The organism is Lysobacter silvisoli (genome assembly GCF_003382365.1).
Lineage (GTDB): Bacteria > Pseudomonadota > Gammaproteobacteria > Xanthomonadales > Xanthomonadaceae > Lysobacter > Lysobacter silvisoli.
Map to the genome: position 1 here is coordinate 795627 of NZ_QTSU01000002.1, position 22552 is coordinate 818178.

Below are 22552 nucleotides of genomic sequence, written 5' to 3' on the forward strand. Positions count from 1 at the left end.
CTCAGGCGAATCTTGCCTCTTGCTCCTCCAGCTCCCCCTCATAGCGCATCAGAAGCTCTTGAAGCACGTAGGCAGAGCCGGCGGCATTCATGTACCGACCTGTGATTGGGAAGCCTCTGAAAAGATGCAACGGGTTGGCGACCATTACTCCCTTGACAATAGAACCTGCAAACGCATGCGTCTCCTGCGCAATGAATAGCGCCAGTTGCGCCGTGACGTAGGTGAGTGCACCAAGGGGCAAAAAGTGCACTTCCTCTTTCTCTGTCAGTGATGGCGCAAACGCACTCATGAGCGAGGACTGGCGTCCACCATGAGTACTCTCGGAGAACATCTTCTTTGCGTCGCGGTGCCTGTCGACGAATGCCCTGGACCGCTCATCCTCGATGCCACAGGCCAGAAGATACTGATGCACCTTGTCGTACACCTTCCCGTACCCAATGTGCTTGTTCCAGAATTCGTTTGTGTCGTGCGTACTAGAAAAGGCACCGCAGGTCTCCGCACTCAGCGCAAGCGCCATGGCGATCTCGATGTCCTCGATAAACGTGCGCGCCAGGACTCGCGCGGTCACATCCTGCCCGATGGTCAGCAAATCGCGTATCGAGATAACGTCGCGTTTGAGCTTCGAGACAGTGACTGCGAAACTTGTGAGGTTGCTGCTAAGCGGAAATTCGTACAGATAGCGCTCGAACTGCACGAAAAACTGAATACTCTCATCCAACAGGACAAACCAAGGCTGCAGGTGCGCATCAATCCGCTTGGCTAGGCGCTCGCGCGTCACCTGAAGGTCCGCAGCGACATCGATGCGCCCGCAGTCGGCCGGCATGATGGCTGCAAGCTGCAATCTGTTCGCCTGCTCGACCAGCCCCTGCACAACCGATTCTTCGATTCTCATCGCGAAGAGCCATTTCCGGCTCGCCGGATAGGGACGACCTTCCTCGCATCTTCGCGCAGTTGATCAAGGTAGTCGGCCCACGCCTGCATCATCTTCTTGCGCTCCGCCAAATGTGCAGTTCGATTGTAGGCGCGGCCCAGGGGGTCTCGCACCGCATGGGCCAGCTGATGCTCGATGAAGTCCGGCCGAAAGCCCAGCACTTCATCCAGGACGGTCCGCGCCATAGCCCGAAACCCGTGCCCGGTGATGGTGTCGCCATTGAAGCCAAGGTAGCGCAACGCGGCGTTGATGGTGTTTTCGCTCATGGGCCGCTTTCCACTCCGGACCCCAGGGAAGACAAATTCGCTCCGCCTCGTGAGCGGGCGCAGATCCTCCAGGATTTCTACGACTTGGGATGACAGCGGCACGATGTGCGGCGCCCCGGTCTTGCTGGCGGTGAAGCGCCACTCCGCCGCATTTAGATCAATGTCAGCCCAGAGTGCCTTCCGCAATTCACCTGGCCGCACGAACAGCATGGGCGCCAGCTTCAAAGCCGCCACGGTCACCGGCGACCCTTGGTAGGAGTACATGGCCCGGAGCAGGTCACCGATCTTCGCGGGGTCGGTCACGCTGGCAAAGTGCTTTACCTGCGGCTGCTCAAGTGCCCCCGCGAGATCGTTGGCTGGATTGCTCTCCGCCCGACCCGTTGCGATGGCATACCGAAAGACACGCCCGGCGAACGATCGAGCCCGATGGGCCGTTTCGACCACGCCCCGCCGCTCCAGCTTCCGCAGCGACGCCAGCAACAACGGCGCGGTCACGTCGGTGATCGGCATTCCGCTGATTACGGCCATATCCTTCTCAATCAGCCGGCGCTCGCGCTTCACCGACCCGGGGCTTAGCCCTTCCTTCGCACGCTTGACCAGGAGCTCGTCGGCAATGGCTCCGAACGTCGTCGCTGCCTGTTCGATCCTCGCCGCCCGCTCGATCCTGGCGGCGTTCGCGGGATTTCCGCCACCCTTTACCAAGGCACGCAGGCGGTCGCGCTCGGCGCGCGCCTCCGCCAGCCCCATAGCGGGGTACTCCGCCATCGTGATGATGCTCGGCTTGCCGGCGTAGCGGTATCGGTACCGCCAGGCCTTGGCGCCACTGGGGCGCACCTCGATGCACAAGCCATTGGTGTCGGCGACGCGATAAGCAGTTGCGCGCGGCTTGAGCGTCCGGATCTTGGTGTCAGTGAGCATGTGAGTCAGCCATTTGTGAGTCAGCGACCCCAGCGCAGACCCTCTGACTCACAGCCTGACTCACTTTTTTGCCGGATTCAACTGGACAACGACGGACATTCACACAAAAAAACCCCGCTATTTGCGGGGTTCTGTGCCGATACCTGGACCAATCTGGACAATACTGGACGCCTATGTGGTGGGCCCACCAGGATTCGAACCTGGAACCAAGGGATTATGAGTCCCCTGCTCTAACCGTTGAGCTATAGGCCCGCGCCCGTGAATTCTACGGGAGCGGGCGCTGGCGCATAAGCCGGCTCAGGGGCTGGACATCGAGTACGGCCGCTGCTTCGGATCCGTCGCCCAGGTCTTGTCCGGCTGGGCCTGCATGACGAAGCGCAGTTCGCCGCCGGCGAGGATTTCCTCGTGGGTGAGGTAGGCCCGCTGCAGCGGCTGGCCGTTGAGGCTCGCGCGGCCGATGTAGAGGTGGGCGTCGTCCAGGCCTTCGGCGATCACGGTGAAGCGCTTGCCGTTGGGCAGGTTGAGCGCGGCGCGCGGCAGGAACGGCCGGCCGATCACGTACTGGTTGCTGCCGGGGGCGACGGGGTAGAAGCCCAGCGCGGTGAACACGTACCAGGCCGACATCTGGCCCAGGTCGTCGTTGCCGGACAGGCCGTCGGGGCGCGGGGCGTACTGGCTGGACATGATGCCGCCCAGGCGCGCCTGGGTGCGCCAGGGCTGGCCGGCGTAGGCGTAGAGGTAGGCCACGTGGTGGCTGGGTTCGTTGCCGTGGGCGTACCAGCCGATCAGGCCGGTGATGTCTTCCATGTGCTCGAAGATCTTGGGATCGACCTTGGCGTCGAAGACCTGGTCGAGCTTGGCGATGAGCTTGTCCTCGCCGCCGTGGGCGCGGGCCAGGCCGGCCACGTCCTGCGGCACGTACCAGGAGTACTGCCAGGCGTTGCCTTCGGTGTAGTCGGTGCCGTAGCCGCTGGCGGTGGGATCGAAGGGTTCGCGGAAGGCGCCGTCGCGCTTGCGCGCGCGCATGAAGCCGGTGGAAGGGTCGAAGGCGTGCTTCCAGTTGCCGGCGCGCTTTTCGAACCGCGCGGCCACGTCCTTGCGGCCCATGGCCTGGGCCATGCGCGCGATGGTCCAGTCATCAAAGGCGTACTCCAGGGTCTTGGACGCGGCCTCGCCTTCCTCGTCGATGGGCACGTAGCCCAGCTCCATGTACTGGGCGATGCCGTCGTAGGGGCCGTAGCTGGCGCTGGCGACCATGGCGTCCAGGGCTTCGTCGGCGTCGAAGCCGCGGATGCCCTTGAGGTAGGCGTCGGCGATCACCGGCACCGAGTGGTAGCCGATCATGCACCAGGTTTCCTGGCCGTGGAACGACCACACCGGCAGCACGCCGTAGGGGCTGTGCCGGCGCGAGGCCAGCAGCGAATTGACGAAGTCGCTGTTGCGCTGCTCGGGTTGGACCAAAGTCAGCAGAGGGTGCAGCGCGCGGTAGGTGTCCCACAACGAGAAAGTGGAGTGGTAGCGGAAGCCCTTGGCTTCGTGCACCGCATTGTCGGGGCCGCGGTAACGGCCGTCGCTGTCCATGAACAGGCTGGGGCCCATCAGCGTGTGATAGAGCGCGGTGTAGAAGCTCTTGCGCTGCGCTTCGGGCGCGTCCACGTCGATCGCCGACAGCGCCTGGCTCCAGCTTTCGCGCGCCTGCGCGCGCACGCCGTCGAAATCCCAGCCGGGCACTTCGGCATCGAGGTTGGCGATGGCGTTGTCTTCGCTGACCGGCGAGATCGCGACCTTGACCACCAGCTGCGCGCCTTCGGCCTCGGCGAAATCGAACGCGCCCACCAGCTGCCGGCCCTCGATCTGCGCGCGCAGCTGCGGCGCCTTCTCCGCCGGCGGCGGGAAGCCCTTGTAGATCACGTCCTGTTCGGTGTCGTGGAACTGGTGGCCGCTGACGTTGCGCGAGAAGCGCATGGCGAAATACAGCTGCCGGCCCGGCGCCCAGCCGCGGGTTTCGCGGAAACCGGTGACGGTACCGTCGGGCCGCAACCGCAGCCGCGACCACAGCACCTTGCCCGGGTAGTCGTACATGCTGGTGCGCAAATCGATCAGCACGTGCGCGGGCTTGCCCTTGGGGAAGCGGTAGCGGTGCACGCCCACGCGCGCGCTGGCGGTGAGCTCGGCGCGCACGCCGTAGTCGTCCAGGGTCACGGCGTAGTAACCGGGCTGGGCGATTTCGTCGTCGTGGCGGAAGCGCGAGCGGTAGCCGCTGCCGGGCTTGCCGTCGTCGCCGCGCTCCAGGCGCACCTGGCCGGCGATGGGCATCAGCAGCACGTCGCCCAGGTCGGAATGGCCGGTGCCGGAAAAGTGGGTGTGGGAGAAACCGACGATGCTGGTGTCGTCGTAGCGGTAGCCTGCGGCCCAGCCGTAGGCCTCCTTGCGCGGCTTGATCTGGGTGTCGGGGCTGAGCTGGATCATGCCGAAAGGCACGACCGCGCCGGGGAAAGTATGACCCTCACCGCCGGTGCCGATGAAGGGGTCGACCGAGGCGTAGGCGCGTTCGCCGGCCGGAGAGGCCGCGGCGGCGAGCCCGCTCATGGCCCAGGCCAGCAGCAGCGACCAGCGCAGGCGCCGCCTCGGCGCGGCGGGCGGGAGGACGGCGGGACCAGGCATGGGCGGCTCCAGGGTCGGCGGATCATGGGCGGGATCCGTTAGGATGGCGGTCGATTTAGATCGTTCTAAACCATCTACGCTAACACGCTGCCGCAGCTGCCGGCACGCTGCAACGCGGAATGCGCGAGGCCGCGACCGCCGCCGCAGTTTTGCCCCGCCGATGCGCGCGACCCTGACTTTCCGGCCTTCCCGGGCCGCTAAGGTGGCGCAGAAGATGTGCCACGCCGCCCAGGCAGCACCAGGAGTTGCACCCGATGAAGGAAGCCGCATGACCCCGCCCGACTCCGCCGGCGACGCACTCCCCGATTTCCGCGACCCGGCCTTCCTGCGCGCGCACATCGCCGACACGATGGCCTTCTACCACCCGCGCTGCATCGACCCGGCCGGCGGCTACTTCCACTACTTCAAGGACGACGGCCAGGTCTACGACGCCGCCCACCGCCACCTGGTCAGCAGCACCCGCTTCGTCTTCAACTACGCCATGGCCGCGCGCGAGTTCGAGCGCGACGACTACCGCGACGCCGCGCGCCACGGCCTGCGCTACCTGCGCCAGACCCACCGCGACCCGGTCGGCGGCGGCTACGCCTGGACCGTACGCGACGGGCTGCCCGAAGACCGCACCCAGCACGCCTACGGCGCCGCCTTCGTGATGCTGGCCTACGCCACCGCGCTCAAGGCCGGCATCGACGAGGCCGGGCCGTGGCTGGACGAGATCTGGCAGCTGCTGGAAACCCGCTACTGGGACGAAGACGCCGGGCTGTACCGCGACGAAGCCGACGCGCGCTGGACCTTCAGCGATTACCGTGGCCAGAACGCGAACATGCACCTGTGCGAGGCACTGATCGCCGCCTACGAAGCCAGCGGCGCGCCGCGCTACTACTACCGCGCGCGCACCGTCGCCAGCCAGATCACCCGCCGCCAGGCCGCTCGCGCCGGCGGCCTGGTCTGGGAACACTACGACCGCGACTGGAACCCGGACTGGGACTACCACCGCGACGATCCCAAGCACCTGTTCCGCCCCTGGGGCTTCCAGCCCGGCCACCAGACCGAATGGACCAAGCTGCTGCTGATCCTGGACGGCCACGCCCGCCGCCGCGGCGCGCCGGCCGACTGGATGCTGCCGACCGCGCGCCATCTGTTCGATACCGCCCTCGCGCGCGCCTGGGACGAGGAGCACGGCGGCCTGTACTACGGCTTCGCGCCCGACGGCTCCATCTGCGACGACGACAAATATTTCTGGGTGCAGGCCGAATCCCTGGCCGCCGCCGCGCGCCTGGCGCAGCGCACCGGCGAACAGCGCTATTGGGATTGGTACCAGCGCCTGTGGGCCTACAGTTGGCGCCACTTCGTCGATCACGAGCACGGCGCCTGGTACCGCATACTGGACCGCCGCAACGGCAAGTACAGCGACGAGAAGAGCCCGGCCGGCAAGACCGACTACCACACCATGGGCGCGTGCTACGACGCGCTGGAACTGTTGCGCGCGCGTTGAGCGCGCGCACCCTTCACTCCGCGGGCAGCCAGGACGCGGGCAGCACGAACATCACCGCCACCAGCGCCGCAAGCACGCCCACGGCCACCAGAACGGACCAGCCGAATGCGCGCCAGCTGGAATGCATCTGGCCGCCTCGCGCCTGGTGCGCGCGGATCGCATCGCCTTGCAGCCAACGAGCGACCGCCAGCGTAACCAGCAGCTGAGGCACGATGAACGCCGCGTTGGGCACCGACTCCGGCACGACCAGCGCCAAAGCCAGCACCGCGACCGACGCGAGCAAGAACAGCACCAACGTGGGCGGCGCCTTGCCGGGCTGACCCAGCGCGCGGTAGTTCGCAGCGATCAGCAGGCCGCCCGCGATCGGGCTGCCGACGAAGGTGGCCAGGCCGATGCCGCCCAGGGCGTACAGGCGCGCGCCGGGCACCGGCGCCGCCTCCTCGCCCACCGCCGTCTCCGGCGGCTGGTATGGATTGGTCTCTTGCATCCGCACCCGCTCCCCCGACCCCGTTCTACCTTGCCGCGTCCGTTCGTCGGCCGCAAGCCGACACTTTCACCCCTGACAACACGTTGGCAGCAGCCCTGTCCTACCCTGGCGTTCCCAACCAGGAGCTACGCCATGAATACCGAACAAGTCGCGCAACGCCTGGTCGAGCTGTGCCGCAAGGGCGAGTTCGACCAGGCCCAGAACGAGTTGTACGCCGACGATGCCGCCAGCATCGAGCCCAAGGGCGCGGCCGAAGGCATGGGCGATGCCTACGGCATGGACGCGATCCGCGAGAAGGGCCGCAAGTTCGCCGAGAGCATCGAGGCCTACCACGGCTTCAGCGTCAGCGAGCCGCTGATCGCCGAGAACTGGTTCAGCGTGACCATGGGCATGGACGTGACCATGAAGGGCATGGGCCGCATCGACATGAACGAGATCTGCGTGTACCGGGTCAAGGACGGCAAGATCGTGCACGAGCAGTTCTTCTACGACGCGGGTTGAGCGCGATCGCGGGCTTCGCAGTCCTGGGGTAGGAGCGGGCGTAAGCCGCGATCCGCGTTGGCGGCTGGGGTGGCGTGGTCGCGGCTTACGCCGCTCCTACCCCGAAGCGGAGCGCGCGACCCCTAAAGAAAAAGCCCCGCATTCGCGGGGCTTTTTCACGACGCTGCTGGAGGGGCAGACCTCAATCGATATCGAGGAAGCTGCGCAGCTGTTCCGAGCGGCTCGGGTGGCGCAGCTTGCGCAGCGCCTTGGCTTCGATCTGGCGGATGCGCTCGCGGGTCACGTCGAACTGCTTGCCGACCTCTTCCAGGGTGTGGTCGGTGTTCATGTCGATGCCGAAGCGCATGCGCAGCACCTTGGCCTCCCTCGGGGTCAGGCCGGCGAGCACGTCGCGGACCGTCTCGGAGAGGTTGATGTTGGTGGTCGCTTCCACCGGGGACTCCACGTTGGTGTCCTCGATGAAGTCGCCCAGATGCGAGTCCTCGTCGTCGCCGATCGGGGTCTCCATCGAAATGGGCTCCTTGGCGATCTTCATGACCTTCCGGATCTTGTCCTCCGGCATGTCCATTTCTTTCGCCAGCTCTTCCGGAGTCGCTTCGCGGCCGTACTGCTGCAGCATCTGGCGGCTGATGCGGTTGAGCTTGTTGATCGTTTCGATCATGTGCACCGGAATACGGATGGTGCGGGCCTGATCGGCGATCGAACGGGTGATGGCCTGACGGATCCACCACGTGGCGTAGGTCGAGAACTTGAAGCCGCGGCGGAACTCGAACTTGTCCACGGCCTTCATCAGGCCGATGTTGCCTTCCTGGATCAGGTCCAGGAACTGCAGGCCGCGGTTGGTGTACTTCTTGGCGATGGAGATCACCAGGCGCAGGTTGGCCTCGACCATCTCCTTCTTGGCCTTGCGCGCCTTGGCTTCGCCATAGGCCATCGCGCGGCTGATTTCCTTGATGTCGGCCAGGGTCAGGCTGGAGGCCTGCTCGATGGCGATCGTGGCTTCCTGCTCGGCGATGATCTGGTCCTTGACGTCGCGCAGGCCCGAAGACCACTTCTGCTTGCGCTTGAGCAGCTCGTCCACCCATTCCAGATTGGTCTGGTTGCCTTCCCAGGCGCGGATGAAGTCCTTGCGCGGCATCTTGGCCACACGCGTGGACAGGTCCAGGATCTTGCGCTCGTGGTCCTTGATCGAACCCACCACTTCGCGCAGGTTGCGCGACAGGGTGTCGGTCAGGGCCAGCGGCAGCTTCAGGGTGACGAAGACCGCGGCCATGTCCTCGCGGGCCTTGATCGTGGTCTTGTGGGTCGGACCGTGCTTGGCGTGCGCCTTCTGGAACTTGCCGAAGTCGGCGGCCATGGCCTCCATGCGGCTGGCCACTTCCACCGGGTCCGGACCGCTCACGGTCTCTTCGGCGTCGTCGCCGCCGCTCTCTTCTTCCTCGTCCTCGTCGCCCTCCTCGACTTCGGCCGCGACCACCGGCGGCGCCGGCGGCTCGGGTTCTTCGTCGAGGTGGTCGTTGAAGCCGACCACGATCTCGGCCAGGCGCTTCTTGCCGGCCTTGTGCTGCTCGTAGTCTTCCAGGATGGTCTGGATGGTGGCCGGGAACGACGCCAGCGAGGCCTGGACCTGGTTCAGGCCCTCCTCGATGCGCTTGGCGATGGCGATTTCGCCTTCGCGGGTCAGCAGTTCCACCGTGCCCATCTCGCGCATGTACATGCGCACGGGGTCGGTGGTGCGGCCGCCCTCGCCGTCCAGCGCGGTCAGCGCCGCGGCGGCTTCTTCGGCGGCGGTGTCGTCGACTTCGCGGTTACCGGTGTTGCCGTCGGCAAGCAGCAGGGTTTCGGCATCGGGCGCGACTTCGTGCACCTCGATGCCCATGCCGTTGATCATGCCGATGATGTCTTCGATCTGTTCGGCGTCGACCAGATCGTCGGGCAGGTGATCGTTGACCTCGGCATAGGTCAGGTAGCCCTGCTCCAAGCCCTTGGAGATCAGGAGCTTGATATCGGACGGAGGGGGCTGACGTTCGTTGGCCATGGGCTGCGCCACCGCGCTTAAGGGTAGGGAACGTTCCAGTATAGCAGCTTGCACCGGCCGGGGCCGGATTGGAAACAGCTGGATCAGGACCGCAGGAGGAAGGTGACCGGGCCGTCGTTGACCAGGCTGATCACCATATGGGCACCGAAGCGGCCGGTTTCCACCCCCCCGGCGTGACGGGCCCGGCAGGCCTGGAGCAGTTGGTTGAATACCGGTTCAGCCAGCTCCGGGGCCGCGGCGGTGCTGAAGCCCGGGCGCATGCCGCTGCGGGTGTCGGCCGCCAGGGTGAACTGGCTGACCAGGAGCAGGCCGCCGCCGGTGTCGGCTAGACCACGGTTCATGCGCCCGGCCTCGTCGGCGAACACCCGGTAGCCGAGCAGGCGCTCGGCCATGCGCGCCACCTGGGCCTCGCCGTCGCCGGGCTCCACCCCGACCAGGGCCAGCAGGCCGGGGCCGATGGCGCCGACGGTCTGGCCGTCCACGGTCACGGCGGCTTGGGTCACGCGCTGGATCAGGCTGAGCACGGGGCGAAGGCTCGCGACGGCGGGCCGCACAGTGTCGCCCGCGGCCGCGCTGCGGCCAAGCCGCGCACCGGGACGCGCACCGGTGCCGGCTAGACTGACGCGATGACCCGATTCGTCGCCCGCCTGCTGTACCTGCTCGCCAGCGCCTTCGCCCGCCTGCCCTGGTCCTGGCTGCTGCGCCTGGGCGACGCCGTGGCCGCGGCCTGGCGCTGGCGCGGCGCGCGCGAGGCCCGGGTGGCGGCGATCAACCTGGAACTGGCCTACCCGGAGCTGCTGCCGGCCCAGCGCCAGCAATGGCAGCGCGCGGTGCTGCGCACCACCGGCCGCCAGATCCTGGAAACCCTGCGCCTGTGGACGCGGCCGCATGCACACAATTTGCGCCTGCTGCGCGAGACCCACGGCACGCAGCTGTTCGACGCGGCCCTGGCCTCGGGGCGCGGGCTGATCGTGGCCGCGCCGCACTACGGCAACTGGGAGCTGCTGAACCAATGGCTGGCCTCGCGCACGCCGCTGGCGATCCTGTACCGGCCGCCGGAGTCGCGCATCGGCGAGGCCTTCCTGAACATCGTCCGCGCCGACATCGGCGACCGCGTCACCCAGGTCCGCGCCGAGGGTTCGGCGGTGCGGCAGCTGTGGAAGCTGCTCAACGCCGGCGGCGTGGTCGGCATCCTGCCCGACCAGCAGCCCAAGGCCGGCGACGGCGAGTTCGCGCCGTTCTTCGGCGTGCCCGCGCTGACCATGACCCTGCTCAGCCGCCTGGCCGGCCGCACCGGCGCGACGGTGCTGTTCGCCTATTGCGAGCGCATCGACACCCGCGACGGCGCGCCGGGCTTCGCCCTGCGCATCGAGCCGGCGCCGCCCGAGATCGGCGACGACAACCTGGCCACTGCCACCGCCGCGCTCAACGCCGCGGTCGAGCGCATCGCGCGGCGTGATCCGGCGCAATACCAGTGGACCTACAAACGCTATACGCTGCGTCCGCCGGGTTCGGGCGAAGAGAATCCGTATTGGAACCGCTGACGAACCGCTAAGGGGACCGGGAATGCGTGGTTGGATGTTGTGTTTGGCGTTGCTGGCCGCTCCGGCGGCCGCCGACGAGCTGACCGAAATGAATGCCGTCAGCCAGACCTGGGACCGTTACACCCGACTCAGCAGCCGCGACGATCCGGCCACCGCCGACCTGCTGTCCGCCGCCGCGCTGCGGCGCATGGCCTTCCTGCGCGACGCCGCGCTGTACGCCTCGCCCGAGCAGGTGCGGCGCATTCCGATGTCCGAGCGCTCGCTGGTGATGGCGCTGCGCGCGTCGCTGAGCGACGACAAGCTGCTGGCGATGGACGGCGCCGGCATGGCCCGGCACCTGTTCGCGCAGGGTTTGTACGGATTGTCCGAGCCGGAAGACGGCGAACCGCTGCCGCGGCTGAGCCACGTGACCCTGATCGACGCCGAACGTGCGATCGGCGAGATGGCGCCGCCCAACGGCCAGCAGTTCCAGTACGGCCCGGAGTTCAAGCGCGAGGGCGGACGGTGGAAGGTCAGCCCCGAGAGCATCGCCGCCGACGAATCCAGCGCGATCGAGCAGCAGATGCGCAGCAGCGGCATGGGCGAGGACGTGGTGCTGCCGTCCATGGTCCGCCTGCTGCTGGGCGAAAACGCGCCGGAACTGCCGCTGGCCACGCTGGAGCGCCCGCTGCGCGACGACGCCGCGGCGCGCACGCGCCTCAACGAAGAATGGCCCGACTATGAGGACCCGATCCGGGTGCGCCTGCTGGCCACCCAGCGCAAGGCCGAGGACGGCGATCCGCTGGCGGCGATGGGCCTGGGCGCGCTGCTGTACACCGGCCAGCTGCCGGCGCTGATGCCGCAGGACAAGGCACGCGGGATCAAGCTGCTGGAGCAGTCCAGCGACGCGGGCAATGCGCAGGGCGCCTGGATGGCGTACCTGGCGCTGGGCGAAACCGAACAGCCGGCCAAGGGCCAGGTGGCCAAGCCCGAACTGCTGGAACGCATGGCGCGCCATGCGCGCCGCGCCGCCGAGGGCGGCGTGGCCGAGGCCATGATCAGCACCGCCAGCTTCACCTTCGACGGCGTGGGCGGTCCGCGCGATTGCAAGCTGGCCGAGGAATGGGCCGCGCGCGGCGAGGATGCGGGCGCCAAGAACGCGCGCAACGAGCGCGTCTGGTACCTGGCCGTCTGTCCGATCCCGGCTCAGCGCGATCCCAAGCGCGCGCTGGAACTGGCCGCCTACATGATCGCCCGCGCCGACACCCTGGAGTTCAGCGAGCTCGACACCATCGCCGCGGCGCTGGCCGCCAACGCGCGTTATAGCGAAGCCGGCACCTACCAGCAGCGCGCGATCGACAAGTTCGACGGCGACCGCAACGGCGACACCCTGCGCCGGATGAAGGGCCGCCTGGCCGACTACCGCAGCGGCAAGGACTGGGTGCAGAGCTACAAGGCCGCGGAGTTGCCGGTCGAATGAGCGCGACGCTGCCCGAAGAACCGAAGGCGACGCCCACAGGCGCCGAGGCCGAAGGCTGGCAGTCGCTGCCGGCGCGCGCCTGGCCCTTGTTCCTGCTGGGCGTGTCGATCTCGATGGCGGTGCTGCTGGGGATGGTCGGCGTGATCGTCGGCACCCTGGGCCTGGGCGTGGCCGCGGGCATCGCCGGCGGCGGCGTGGGCGCACTGCTGGGCGGCGCGATCGGCATCTGGATCGGCACCAAGCAGTTCCACCACACCCATTGGCGCCTGGACGCGGACGGCCTGGCGGTGCGCCGCGGCCGGCTGTGGCAGCGCGAAACGCGCGTGCCGGTCTCGCGCGTGCAGCACCTGGACCTCAAGCACGGCCCCTGGCAGCGCCGGCGCCGCCTGGCCACCCTGGTGGTGCACACCGCCGGCACCCGCCACAGCGAGGTGCAGGTGCCGCACCTGGACGCGGACGACGCGCAGCGCCTGCGCGACCGCCTGGGCCGGCAGATCGACCACGATGACGACGCCTGAAGCCGGCGCCGACGGCGCGGGTGCGCCGACCGCGGCCGAAGCGGCCAGCGCCGAACGCCGCCTGCACCCGATGTCGTGGCTGTTCGTGCTGCTGCAGCAGCTGCGCCAGTTCATCGTGCCGCTGATCGCGCTGCTGGTGTTCGGCCGCGGCGACCGCAACGAACTGTGGTCGCTGCTGGCGGTGGGCGTGCTGGTGGTGCTGTCGCTGTGGCAGTACTTCACGTATCGCTACGGCACCACCGGCGATAGCCTGGTGGTACGCAGCGGCCTGCTCGAACGCAGCCTGCGGGTGATACCGTTCGCGCGCATCCATAACGTGGCGCTGCGCCAGTCGGCGCTGCACCGCCTGTTCGGCGTGGCCGAAGTGCGGTTGGAATCGGCCGGCGGGGCCAAGCCCGAAGCCGAGATGCGCGTGCTCAAGATGGCCGACGCGCTGGCCCTGGAGGCATTGGTGCGCCGGCGCGGCAGCGTGGAAGCGGCGGCCAGCGCCGAGCCGGCGGAAACCACGCTGCTGACCATGTCGGTGGGCGACGTGGTGCGACTGGGCGTGGTCAACAACCGCGGCATGTTCGTGGTCGGCGCCGGCGTGGCGGCGTTCATGCCCTACAGCCGCGAGGTGTTCCCCAACGACATCATGCCGCGCGAAGTCGGCCAGTTCGTGATGTCCTTGTTCGGCTGGACCCACAACCACCACTTCGGCCCGCTGCAGTACGTGCTGGGCGCGCTGCTGCTGATCGGCGCGGTGCTGGCCGCGGTGCGCTTGCTGTCGGTGCTGCTGGCGCTGCTGCAGTACTACGGCTTCCGCCTCAGCGAACACGGCCGCCGCCTGACCGTGGAGCGCGGCCTGCTCGCGCGCTGGCGCACCAGCGCCTCGCGCCGCCGGATCCAGGCCTGGACCCTGCGCGAAGGCGTGCTGCACCGCCTGCTGCGCCGGCGCAGCCTGGAGATCGAAACCGCGGTGGGCGAAACCCAGGACCAGGAACGCGCGCTGCGCGAACTGGCGCCGATCGCCACGCCCGCGGCCTGCGAGGCGCTGATCGAACACCTGCTGCCGCGCGCCGGCTGGCGCGGCCTGGACTGGCGCGCGCTGCCGCTGGCCAGCTGGTGGCGCTTGTTCGTGCCCGGCCTGCCCTGGCTGGCGATCATCACCGCCGCGCTGTGCTGGCGCTTCGGCGCCTGGGGCTTGCTCGCCCTGGCCTGGCTGCCCTGGGCCGCATTCAAGGCGCGCCAGCGCGCGCGCCGCATCGGTTATGCGGTCAACGAGGAGCTGGTGGCGGTGCGCGAGGGCTGGTGGAGCCGCCACTGGCGTTTTGCCGAGATCGACAAACTGCAGGCGCTGCAGCTCAGCCGCAGCCCCGTCGACCGGCGCTGCGGCACGGCCACGCTGTGGCTGGATACGGCGGGCGCGGGCGCGCTGGCGCCGCCGCTGCGGATCAGGTTCTTGCCGGTGACGGAGGCCGAGGCGCTGTATCGGCGATTGTCGGCGATGTTGGCGGCGCGGAAGTTGCGGTGGTGAGGAGCGGTTGAGCTAGCGGTGCCGGCGCCGCGAGTTCGATGATTCGCGTGCCCTCACCCCAACCCCTCTCCCGCGAGCGGGAGAGGGGCTAAAAGCAGCAACGTCGGATCCGTCCCCTCTCCCGCTTGCGGGAGAGGGCTAGGGTGAGGGGATGAGCGCAAAGCGCGAATGCTCTTGATCGGGCACCGAACTCGCCACGCAAACAGAAGACCCGTAGAGCCTGCCCCCGCGAAGGCGGGGGGCGGCGCACAGGACGTGCGCCGTTTTCCGCTCGGGCAGGAGGCCCGATCGGAAAATCCCGGCGCGCGCATCGCTCTCGCACGGGAGCTCTGGGGCAGCGTTTTTCTTTGGTTACTTTCTTTTGACGCTTATCAAAAGAAAGTAACCCGGCCGCTTGCGGACGGAAGCTGTTGCTGTTGCTTCGACCAGCACACCCAAACACCTTCGCGAGTTCGGAGCGGATCGCGGCTTACGCCGCTCCTACAGAAGGCGCAGACCCCACAGAGACCGGAGCGTTCGTCGTAATCGCGGGGTCGCGGTCGCAGCTTACGCAGCTCCTACCTCAAGGCTGGTGGGGACGTCGCAGTAGTTGCCGGTTCGCGGTCGCAGCTCCTACCCCGGAGCGAACACGCTCAGCCGCGGCCCCAATAGCCCAGGTCGCGACGGATCTGCAGCCCGCGCAGCCAGGCCGAGAACGGCTTGGGCTTGAGCGTGCCCAGTCGCCCGGCGGCGAAATCCTCCGTCGCCACGATCACCCGCTCCGACGAGCGCCCGTCGCGATACGGATGGATCGCATCGGCGTAAGCGTCCAGCGTCGCCTGCAATTCCGGCGAGGGCGCGAAGGCCTGTTCCAGCATCGCCGGCAACTGCTCCGGATCGTCGAAATCGATCATGTGCGCCTTGGGCGCACGGTTGCGGAAGGTCACCACCGGCTTGCGCTGGACCACAAACTCCGACACCACCGAGGTCGTATCCGCCACCAGCACGTCGGCCGCACGCTGCGCCGCGACCAGTTGCTCGGTTTCGACGAAATCGGCATTGGGCCCGGCCAGCTTGCGGTAGCGCGCGAACAGCTCCGGCGGGCATTTGGGGTGCAGGGTCAGCAGCCAGTAGCGGTCGCCGCGGCGCACCTCGCGGGCGATGGCATCGAACAGATGCGGCGCCGCGCTCAGGCGCTCGGTGAAGGTCGACGCGAACAGCACCACGCGGCGCTTGCCGGCCGGCCGGCGCAGGCGCGCGGCGCTGCCGTCGTCGTCGCGGAACAACGGGTCCAGCTTGGGCCAGCCGGTTTCGACCACGGCGAAGTGCCCGGCCTCCTGCGCCAGCGCGCGGAACGGCGCGGTGGTGGCCGGCCCCTGGGTGCAGTACAGATCGAACAGGCCGCGCACGCGGAAGTGACCGCGCGCGTCCTCGCGCTTTTCCACGTTGAAGCCGTGGAACAGCTGCACCTTGGCCCCGGCGACGAACGGCGGTACCCAGTTGGCGGCGCTGAACACCGCGCGCGGCTTCAGCGCCACCGCTTCCTGCAAACCCACCGCGCGCACCGGCGCCGGCAGCGCCGCGCCGGCGGCGCCATCGACGAACCAGGCGTGCACGCCGTGTCCGCGCGCCAGCAGGGCCTCGGCCAGCGGCTGCAGGATCGGCAACGCGTAGCGTTCGGTGGCGAACAGCAGGTAATCGGCCATGGCGGGAAGCGGATCGGAGCGAGCGCAGAGTGTAGAGCAGCGGGCGCGGACCGCGAGCCCGGAATGGGTTACGGGAGTATCCTGAGCGCCGTACCGCCCACCGGAACCCGCCCATCGACACGCCCCGCGCCGCCGCGAATCCTGTCCCGCCCTTGTCGGCCTGCATCATCGCCTTCAACGAGGCCGACCGCATCGGCGACTGCCTGGCTTCGCTGGCGTTCTGCGACGAGATCGTGGTGGTGGATTCGTACTCCACCGACGCCACGGTCGAGATCGCGCGCGCCGCCGGCGCGCGCGTGCTGCAGCGGCCGTTCGACGGCTTCCGCAGCCAGAAGCAGTACGCGATCGAACAGGCCGCGCACGACTGGGTGCTGTGCCTGGACGCCGACGAGCGCGTGGACGAGCGCCTGCGCACGGCGATCGAGGCCGAGCGCGAGCGCGCCTTCGACGGCGCGGCCGGCTACCGCTTCGCCCGGTTGTCGGAGTATTTCGGCCGTTTCCTGCGTCATGGCAACGCCTATCCCGACCGCGTGCTGCGTTTGTTCGACCGGCGCCGCGGCGGCTGGCGCGGCCAGCGCGAGGTGCACGAGGCGGCCAGCGTCGACGGCGCGGTGCGCACGCTGCCGGGCGATCTGATCCACTACCCCTATCGCTCGCTGGAACAGCAGCTGGCCAAGACTGAGCGCTATGCGCGGATGATGGCAGAGCACGACTACGCGCGCGGCAAGCGCGCCACCCTGGCCAAGCTGGTGCTGGCACCGGCCTGGCGCTTCTGGCGCGGCTACCTGCTGCGCGGCGGCTTCCTCGACGGCTGGCACGGCCTGGTCTACGCCTACGTGCGCGCCAACTACGTGCGGCAGAAGACCGTGATGCTGTGGATGTTGCAGAACGGCCAACGCGTGACCACTTCCGACTCATGAATACCGATACCGCCCCGCGCGCCAGCGTGGTCATCACCACCTACAACTGGCCCCAGGCCCTGGGCGTGGCCCTGGCCGCGCTCGCGCGCCAGCGCAGCTTGCCCTTCGAAGTGGTGGTGGCCGACGACGGCTCGCGCGACGAGACCCGCGAGCTGATCGAACGCTGCGCGCGCGACTACCCGGTGCCGCTGCGCCACAGCTGGCAGGAGGACCGCGGTTTCCGCGTGGCCCTGGCGCGCAACCGCGCCATCGCCGCCACCGGCGGCGACTACGTGCTGCTGCTGGACGGCGACATGGTCGCGCACCCGATGTTCGTCGCCGACCACCTGCGCGCGGCGCAGCGCGGCAGTTTCGTCCAGGGCCAGCGCGTGCTCACCGACGAGACCGGCCGCGACCGGCTGCTGTCGGGCGAAACGCCGCAGTTGGGGTTCTTCGACCGCGGCCTGACCCGGCGCCGGCATACCCTGCGCGTGCCCGCGCTGGCGGCGCTGGGCCTGCGCGGCTCGCGGGGCCAGAGCACCGCGGCGATCAAGACCTGCAACCAGGGCTGGTGGCGCGAGGACCTGGTCGCGCTCAACGGTTTCGACGAACGTTACGAAGGCTGGGGCCGCGAGGACAAGGACCTGGCCGTGCGCGCGTTCCACGCCGGGTTGCAGCGCCGCTCGCTGCGCTTCGCCGGTCTGGCCACGCATCTGTACCACCGCGAACGCCACGACGACGGCGAGAGCCCCAACGATGCGCTGCTGGCCGAGGCGCGCAGCAGCGGACGGGTGCGCGCGCCCTTGGGCCTGGATCGGCATCTGGCCGAATTCGCCGAGCATCCATTGCCGGATCTGCGCGGTTAGTTGCCCTGCTTTTGTACCCCCCTTTGGAAAAGGGTGAAAGCGTGTGCTTGCGAACCGCAGGTTCGCGCACGGACGCACAGCAAGCTGTGCTTGCTGGGCCGGAGGATTGAGGGGGATTCGCTCTTCGCCGCCCTACTCGTCCGGCTGCAGTTTTTTCCCCGTAGCCTCGCTATGCACCGGCCCCGACCCGCAGGCCGCCGCCGCCGCGCCCGGCACCAGCGTCCAGCCGCGCCGATTGGCGTTGCCCATGTGGAGGCTGTGCTGCGCGTCCACGCAATCGGCCAGGGCCACGTCCTGCACCAGCAGCCAGCGCGTGCGCGGGCTCTGCGCCTGCCAGGCCAGGCCGCGGCGCATCTGCTCGTCGAAATCCAGCTTGAAGCCGAAGGTGGTGGCGGGGCGGTCGGCCATGAGCAGGTTCTGTTCGCGCCAGGCCACCAGCGCCAGCTCCGCGTCGGGGCCGATGCGGCGGCCGACTTCGGTCATCAGCCCGCGCGCGGACGAGGAGTCGTTGAGCAGCGGCGCCATCAGCAGGCCGAAGCCCACCCACAACCCGGTCAGCAGCGACAGCAGGCCGGCGACCGGCCGGCGCGGGCCGAACCAGCACAGGCTGGCGATGCCCCACACGCCCACCGCCATCAGGCTGGCCGCCATGGCGCGCGCGCCTTCGGCCAGGCCGCGTTCGGCGACCAGCTTGCGCTCGAAACCCGGTTCGCCGAACCACATCGCCGCGCCCAGGCCGGCCAGGGCCAGCGCCATCACCCAGGCGAAACCGCCGGTCAGCCGCCGCGGCCACCGCTTGCGCAGGATGCCGGGCAACAGCGGCGCCAGCGCCAGGCACACCATCGGCAGCGCCGGCAGGATGTACATGTCGCGCTTGCCGTTGGGGATGCTGAAGAACAGCAGCACCAGCGCCCACCAGGCCAAGGGCAGCAGGTAGCGCGGATCGCGGCGGCGCAGGCGCCGGCGCCAGGCCGGCAGCGCCCAGGGCAGCGCCAGCATGGTCGGCAGCCACATGGTCAGCACCACCTGGGCGAAGTACCACGGTGGCTGGCCGTGGTCCCAGGAATTGCCGTAACGCTTGGCGGTCTGGCGCAGCAGGATGTCGTCCATGTAACCGCGGTATTCCGGCGATCCGTGGCCGGTGGCCGCGATCACCATCGGCACCAGCCACACGCAGGCCGCGGCGACGAAGGCCAGCGGGCCCAGCCAGAAACGCGCATCGCGCGCCTGCACCCGCACCGACCAGCCGCGCAGCGAGGCGATGCCGGCGGGAATCAGCATCAGCAGCGCGATCGCGCCCACGCCCTTGGTGATCGTGCCCAGGCCGGCCGCAGCCCAGCCCAGCGTCCACAGGCGCCAGTCGCCGCGCCCGTCGCGCCGCCATTGCAGCAGGTGGCGCAGCAGGCCGTAGTTGGCCAGGGTGATCCAGAACACCACCACCGGATCGATCTGCGCCTTCTTCGATTGCCAGGTGAACTGAAACGCGAACAGCAGCGCCCAGCCGGCGTAGTAGCCGACCTTGCGCGTCCACAGCCGGCGACCCAGGTCGACCACGCACCACAGCGTGCCCAGCGCGGCCAGCAGCGAAGGCAGCAGGAAGGCCACGCGCCAGTCGCGCAGCACGGTGTAGGCCGCGGCCTGCAGCCACATGAACAACGGCGGCTTGTCCGAGTACAGCTCGATACCGCGGTGCGGGAACAGCCAGTCGCCGCTCTCCACCATCTGCCGCGCCACCAGCGCGAAACGCGGCTCGTCGGCGGGCCAGGGGTCGCGCAGCCCCAGGCCGGCACCCAGCACCAGCAGGGCGATGATCCAGAACAGCCAGGCGTCGCGGGAGCGGGTCGAATTGAGCATGCGCGGATGATAGCGGCGATGCGTAGGGGGATTGTCGGAATGGTGTTAGGAGGTGGGCGGCTGTAGGAGACGGCGCGAGGTTGCGCCCCCGCGCGCCCTCACCCCAACCCCTCTCCCGTAAACGGGAGAGGGGCTAAAACAACAGCGTCGGATCAGTCCCCTCTCCCGTTCACGGGAGAGGGCTAGGGTGAGGGGGTGAGCGCAGCGAATGCTCCTGATCTTCGCTCGGGCACCGAACTCGCAGCCCCAACAGAAGACCCGGAGGGCGGCGCACAGGAGGTGCGCCGTTTTTCGCTGGCACAGGGATGTGCCATCGAAAAATCCCCGCGCCAACTCCGCTCTCGCATGGGAGCTCTGGCGTAGCGTTTTTCTTTGGTTACTTTCTTTTGACGCTTATCAAAAGAAAGTTACCCGGCCGCTTGCGGACGGAAGCTGTTGTTGTTGCTTCCACAAACACACCCACACACCTTCGCGAGTTCGGAGCTGATCGCGGCTCACGCCGCTCCTACAGAAAACACATCCCGCAGAGACCGAAGCGTTCGTCGTAGTTGAGGATTCGCGGTCGCAGCTTGCGCAGCTCCTACAGGGGTAGGCGCGGCGTTCGTCGTCGCGGTGGGGGCGCGGTCGCGGCTTACGCCGCTCCTACCCCAAAGCGCGGTGTCCGGGCTCAAGCCGCGCGGCGCAGGCGCGAATAGAAGAAGCCGTCGTAGCCCGACTCGCCCGGCAGGCGCTGGCGGCCCACGCCGCAGTCGCGGCCGAAACGCGCGTCCAGGGCTTCCGCGCGCGCATCCGGCGTGCGCTCCAGGAACGCGCGCACCTGCGCCTCGTTCTCGACCTTGAGGATCGAGCAGGTCGCGTACACCAGCACGCCGCCCGGCGCGACCGTGCGCCACAGCGCATCGAGCAGGCGCGCCTGCAACGCCACCAAGGCGCCCAGGTCCGACTCGCGCCGGTGCAGCAGCACGTCCGGCTGGCGCCGCACGATGCCGGTGGCTGAGCACGGCGCGTCCAGCAGCACTGCGTCGAAGGGCGTGCCGTCCCACCATGCGGCCAGGTCGGCGGCGTCGGCCGCGCGCAGCCGCGCCTGTTCGCCCAGGCCCAGGCGGGCCAGGCCGCTGCGCACCGTGTCCAGACGCGCGGCGTCCACGTCCAGTGCGGTCAGGCGCAGGCCGGGGTCGCGTTCGAGCAAATGCGCGCTCTTGCCGCCGGGCGCGGCGCAGGCGTCGAGCACGCGCGCGCCGGCGGCCGGCGCCAGCGCGTCGGCGACCAGTTGCGCCGCGCCGTCCTGCACCGACACCGCGCCCTGCGCGAAGCCGGGCAGCGCGGCCATGGCCACCGATTCGTCCAGGCGCAGGCCTTCGGCCAACGCCGGATCCTCGCTCGCGACCAAGCCGGCCTGCTCCAGCAACGCGCGGTAGGCGGCGCGATCGTGGCGGCGCCGGTTCACGCGCAGCCATAGCGGCGGCGTGGCGGCGCTGGCGTCCAGGATCGCGAGTTCGTCTTCGGGCCAATCCTTGCGCAACTGCGTGCGCAGCCACTGCGGCCAATGCGCATGCGCGTCGGCGGCGGGCAGGCCTTCGCGCTGCGCGCGGCGCAGCAGGGCGTTGACCAGGCCGGCCTGGTGGGTGCGGCCCAGCGCGCGCGCCGCGTCGACCGTGGCGGCCACGGCTGCGTGCGCGGGCAGCGCCATGTCCAACTGGGCGAAGCCGGCGTAGAGCAGCGCGCGCAGTTCGTTGTCGCGCTTGGCCAGCGGCCGCGGCAGCCACGCGGCCAGCGCGGCCTGGTAGCGGCCGGGACCGCGCAACACGGCGTAGCAGATCGCTTCGACCAGGGCGCGGTCGCGCGGATCGCCCAGCGCCGGCAGCGCCGTGGCCAGTTCCTGCTTCAGCGAGCGGCCGCGGTGCAGCACCGCGTCGAGCACGCGCGCGGCGGCGACGCGGCTGTCGGCGCCGGCGCCGCTCACGCGCCGATACCCAGGTCGCGGCGGCCGTTGAGGTAGTCGGCCGCGGTGATGGCCTTGCCGCCTTCGCGCTGCAGCACGCGGATGCGCAGCGCGCCTTCGCCGCAGGCCACGTCGATGCCGTCGCGGCCGGCCTGCAGCACCGTGCCCGGCGCCGCATCGTGCTGCAGCGGCAGCGCGACCGCGCCGTGCAGGCACAGGCGCTCGCCGGCCAGCAGCGCTTCGGCCATAGGCCAGGGATTGAACGCGCGCACCTTGTCGGCCAGGGCGACGGCGGGCTGCGACCAGTCCAGGCGCGCCTCGGCCTTGTCCAGCTTGTGCGCGTAGGTCACGCCTTCGGCCGGCTGCGGCCGCGCGACCGGGCGCAGGCCCACGCGCAGCAGACCCAGGCCGTCGCCCAGCACCTGCGCGCCCAGCGCGGACAGACGGTCGTGCAGCTGGCCGCCGGTTTCCTGCTCGCCGATGTCCAGGCTCTGCGACAACAGCACCGGGCCGGTGTCCAGGCCCTTTTCCATCTGCATCAGGCACACGCCGCTGTGGCGGTCGCCGGCTTCGATCGCGCGCTGGATCGGCGCGGCGCCGCGCCAGCGCGGCAGCAGCGAGGCATGCACGTTCCAGCAGCCGTAGGTGGGAATGTCGAGCACCGACTGCGGCAGGATCAGGCCGTAGGCCACCACGATCATCAGGTCCGGCTGCAGCGCGCGCAGCGCCTCGCGCGAGATCGCGGCCTTGAAGTTCTCCGGCTGCAGCACCGGTATGCCGCGCAGCAGCGCTTCGCGCTTGACCGGGGAAGGCGTGAGTTCGCGCCCGCGCCCGGCCGGGCGGTCGGGCTGGGTGTACACGGCCACCACTTCGTTGCGCTGCGCGGCGATGCGCAGGCAGGGCACGGCGAAGTCGGGGGTGCCGGCGAAAACGATTCTCACGTTGCGAACTCCTGAAGGTGTGGGTTCCGAC

General features: G+C 69.1%; 18 protein-coding genes and 1 tRNA gene. 8 read left to right on the forward strand and 11 right to left on the reverse strand.

Annotated elements, in window-relative coordinates; all coding sequences use genetic code 11:
- Position 1 precedes the first annotated feature (1 nt).
- From DX914_RS14775 to DX914_RS14790, 4 genes are all read right to left on the reverse strand, one after another.
- Complete coding sequence (locus DX914_RS14775; RefSeq protein WP_115859999.1) at positions 2 to 892, reverse strand: hypothetical protein; 891 nt, start codon at positions 890 to 892, stop codon at positions 2 to 4.
- Positions 889 to 2115: a tyrosine-type recombinase/integrase gene (locus DX914_RS14780; RefSeq protein ID WP_115860001.1), complete on the reverse strand. Its 1227-nt coding sequence runs from the start codon at positions 2113 to 2115 to the stop codon at positions 889 to 891. Before DX914_RS14780 ends, DX914_RS14775 begins: the two co-directional genes overlap by 4 nt.
- A gap of 176 nt (positions 2116 to 2291) precedes the next feature.
- Positions 2292 to 2367, reverse strand: a tRNA-Ile gene (locus DX914_RS14785).
- Between the two features lie 45 nt (positions 2368 to 2412).
- Positions 2413 to 4779, reverse strand: coding sequence for a GH92 family glycosyl hydrolase (locus DX914_RS14790; protein WP_115860003.1), 2367 nt, complete (start codon positions 4777 to 4779; stop codon positions 2413 to 2415).
- A gap of 268 nt (positions 4780 to 5047) precedes the next feature.
- Between DX914_RS14790 and DX914_RS14795 the strand changes: the two genes are divergently transcribed.
- Positions 5048 to 6271 (forward strand): AGE family epimerase/isomerase, encoded by a 1224-nt coding sequence (locus DX914_RS14795; RefSeq protein WP_115860005.1) that lies wholly within the window; start codon positions 5048 to 5050, stop codon positions 6269 to 6271.
- 13 nt (positions 6272 to 6284) lie between these two features.
- Here the strand turns inward: DX914_RS14795 and DX914_RS14800 are convergent, their stop codons facing one another.
- On the reverse strand, positions 6285 to 6758 hold the full coding sequence (locus DX914_RS14800) for a hypothetical protein (protein WP_115860007.1): 474 nt from the start codon (positions 6756 to 6758) through the stop codon (positions 6285 to 6287).
- A gap of 132 nt (positions 6759 to 6890) precedes the next feature.
- Here DX914_RS14800 and DX914_RS14805 point away from each other — a divergent pair, with 132 nt between their 5' ends.
- The gene (locus tag DX914_RS14805; protein WP_115860009.1) at positions 6891 to 7259 is read left to right on the forward strand and encodes a nuclear transport factor 2 family protein; all 369 of its coding nucleotides are present in this window, start codon (positions 6891 to 6893) and stop codon (positions 7257 to 7259) included.
- A 181-nt stretch (positions 7260 to 7440) separates the two neighbouring features.
- Here DX914_RS14805 and rpoD read toward each other — a convergent pair whose 3' ends face one another.
- Together rpoD and dtd are read right to left on the reverse strand one after the other, a co-directional pair.
- Positions 7441 to 9297, reverse strand: coding sequence for an RNA polymerase sigma factor RpoD (rpoD, locus tag DX914_RS14810; protein ID WP_115860011.1), 1857 nt, complete (start codon positions 9295 to 9297; stop codon positions 7441 to 7443).
- Positions 9298 to 9380: 83 nt separating this feature from the next.
- Positions 9381 to 9821 (reverse strand): D-aminoacyl-tRNA deacylase, encoded by a 441-nt coding sequence (gene dtd / locus DX914_RS14815; protein WP_115860013.1) that lies wholly within the window; start codon positions 9819 to 9821, stop codon positions 9381 to 9383.
- Positions 9822 to 9923: 102 nt separating this feature from the next.
- Here dtd and DX914_RS14820 point away from each other — a divergent pair, with 102 nt between their 5' ends.
- From DX914_RS14820 to DX914_RS14835, 4 genes are read left to right on the forward strand one after another with little or no spacing between them, the layout of a single operon-like run.
- Complete coding sequence (locus tag DX914_RS14820; protein WP_115860015.1) at positions 9924 to 10841, forward strand: lauroyl acyltransferase; 918 nt, start codon at positions 9924 to 9926, stop codon at positions 10839 to 10841.
- 22 nt (positions 10842 to 10863) lie between these two features.
- On the forward strand, positions 10864 to 12300 hold the full coding sequence (locus DX914_RS14825; protein ID WP_147300691.1) for an SEL1-like repeat protein: 1437 nt from the start codon (positions 10864 to 10866) through the stop codon (positions 12298 to 12300).
- Positions 12297 to 12818 carry a PH domain-containing protein gene (locus DX914_RS14830; protein ID WP_115860019.1) on the forward strand — a complete coding sequence of 174 codons (522 nt, stop codon included), beginning with the start codon at positions 12297 to 12299 and terminating at the stop codon, positions 12816 to 12818. The genes DX914_RS14825 and DX914_RS14830 overlap by 4 nt, the downstream gene beginning before the upstream one ends.
- Positions 12805 to 14334, forward strand: a complete 1530-nt coding sequence (locus DX914_RS14835) for a PH domain-containing protein (protein ID WP_115860021.1) — start codon at positions 12805 to 12807, stop codon at positions 14332 to 14334. Before DX914_RS14830 ends, DX914_RS14835 begins: the two co-directional genes overlap by 14 nt.
- Before the next feature lie 632 nt (positions 14335 to 14966).
- On the opposite strand, the gene DX914_RS14840 is transcribed toward DX914_RS14835, so the two are convergent.
- Complete coding sequence (locus tag DX914_RS14840; RefSeq protein WP_115860023.1) at positions 14967 to 16019, reverse strand: CDP-glycerol glycerophosphotransferase family protein; 1053 nt, start codon at positions 16017 to 16019, stop codon at positions 14967 to 14969.
- A 152-nt stretch (positions 16020 to 16171) separates the two neighbouring features.
- On the opposite strand from DX914_RS14840, the gene DX914_RS14845 reads away from it, so the two are divergent.
- A complete protein-coding gene (locus tag DX914_RS14845) occupies positions 16172 to 16939 on the forward strand; it encodes a glycosyltransferase family 2 protein (RefSeq protein ID WP_231118284.1) in 768 nt (255 codons plus the stop codon).
- Positions 16936 to 17784, forward strand: coding sequence for a glycosyltransferase family 2 protein (locus DX914_RS14850; protein ID WP_115860027.1), 849 nt, complete (start codon positions 16936 to 16938; stop codon positions 17782 to 17784). The genes DX914_RS14845 and DX914_RS14850 overlap by 4 nt, the downstream gene beginning before the upstream one ends.
- 132 nt (positions 17785 to 17916) lie before the next feature.
- On the opposite strand, the gene DX914_RS14855 is transcribed toward DX914_RS14850, so the two are convergent.
- The 3 genes from DX914_RS14855 to fmt all read right to left on the reverse strand — a co-directional run bounded on the left by DX914_RS14855 (position 17917) and on the right by fmt (position 22521).
- The gene (locus DX914_RS14855; protein WP_115860029.1) at positions 17917 to 19638 is read right to left on the reverse strand and encodes an ArnT family glycosyltransferase; all 1722 of its coding nucleotides are present in this window, start codon (positions 19636 to 19638) and stop codon (positions 17917 to 17919) included.
- Positions 19639 to 20305: 667 nt separating this feature from the next.
- Positions 20306 to 21601: a 16S rRNA (cytosine(967)-C(5))-methyltransferase RsmB gene (gene rsmB, locus DX914_RS14860; protein ID WP_115860031.1), complete on the reverse strand. Its 1296-nt coding sequence runs from the start codon at positions 21599 to 21601 to the stop codon at positions 20306 to 20308.
- Positions 21598 to 22521 (reverse strand): methionyl-tRNA formyltransferase, encoded by a 924-nt coding sequence (gene fmt, locus DX914_RS14865; RefSeq protein ID WP_115860033.1) that lies wholly within the window; start codon positions 22519 to 22521, stop codon positions 21598 to 21600. The genes rsmB and fmt overlap by 4 nt, the downstream gene beginning before the upstream one ends.
- Positions 22522 to 22552: the final 31 nt, after the last annotated feature.

Excerpts from the sequence above, each read along its gene's own strand:
- DX914_RS14835 (WP_115860021.1), top strand. The coding sequence starts at position 12,805 with ATGACGACGCCTGAAGCCGGCGCCGACGGCGCGGGTGCGCCGACCGCG.
- DX914_RS14855 (WP_115860029.1), bottom strand. The coding sequence starts at position 19,638 with ATGCTCAATTCGACCCGCTCCCGCGACGCCTGGCTGTTCTGGATCATC.
- DX914_RS14805 (WP_115860009.1), top strand. The coding sequence starts at position 6,891 with ATGAATACCGAACAAGTCGCGCAACGCCTGGTCGAGCTGTGCCGCAAG.
- DX914_RS14780 (WP_115860001.1), bottom strand. The coding sequence starts at position 2,115 with ATGCTCACTGACACCAAGATCCGGACGCTCAAGCCGCGCGCAACTGCT.
- rpoD (WP_115860011.1), bottom strand. The coding sequence starts at position 9,297 with ATGGCCAACGAACGTCAGCCCCCTCCGTCCGATATCAAGCTCCTGATC.
- DX914_RS14850 (WP_115860027.1), top strand. The coding sequence starts at position 16,936 with ATGAATACCGATACCGCCCCGCGCGCCAGCGTGGTCATCACCACCTAC.
- DX914_RS14790 (WP_115860003.1), bottom strand. The coding sequence starts at position 4,779 with ATGCCTGGTCCCGCCGTCCTCCCGCCCGCCGCGCCGAGGCGGCGCCTG.
- DX914_RS14825 (WP_147300691.1), top strand. The coding sequence starts at position 10,864 with ATGCGTGGTTGGATGTTGTGTTTGGCGTTGCTGGCCGCTCCGGCGGCC.
- DX914_RS14795 (WP_115860005.1), top strand. The coding sequence starts at position 5,048 with ATGACCCCGCCCGACTCCGCCGGCGACGCACTCCCCGATTTCCGCGAC.
- DX914_RS14830 (WP_115860019.1), top strand. The coding sequence starts at position 12,297 with ATGAGCGCGACGCTGCCCGAAGAACCGAAGGCGACGCCCACAGGCGCC.
- DX914_RS14840 (WP_115860023.1), bottom strand. The coding sequence starts at position 16,019 with ATGGCCGATTACCTGCTGTTCGCCACCGAACGCTACGCGTTGCCGATC.
- DX914_RS14820 (WP_115860015.1), top strand. The coding sequence starts at position 9,924 with ATGACCCGATTCGTCGCCCGCCTGCTGTACCTGCTCGCCAGCGCCTTC.
- DX914_RS14800 (WP_115860007.1), bottom strand. The coding sequence starts at position 6,758 with ATGCAAGAGACCAATCCATACCAGCCGCCGGAGACGGCGGTGGGCGAG.
- DX914_RS14775 (WP_115859999.1), bottom strand. The coding sequence starts at position 892 with ATGAGAATCGAAGAATCGGTTGTGCAGGGGCTGGTCGAGCAGGCGAAC.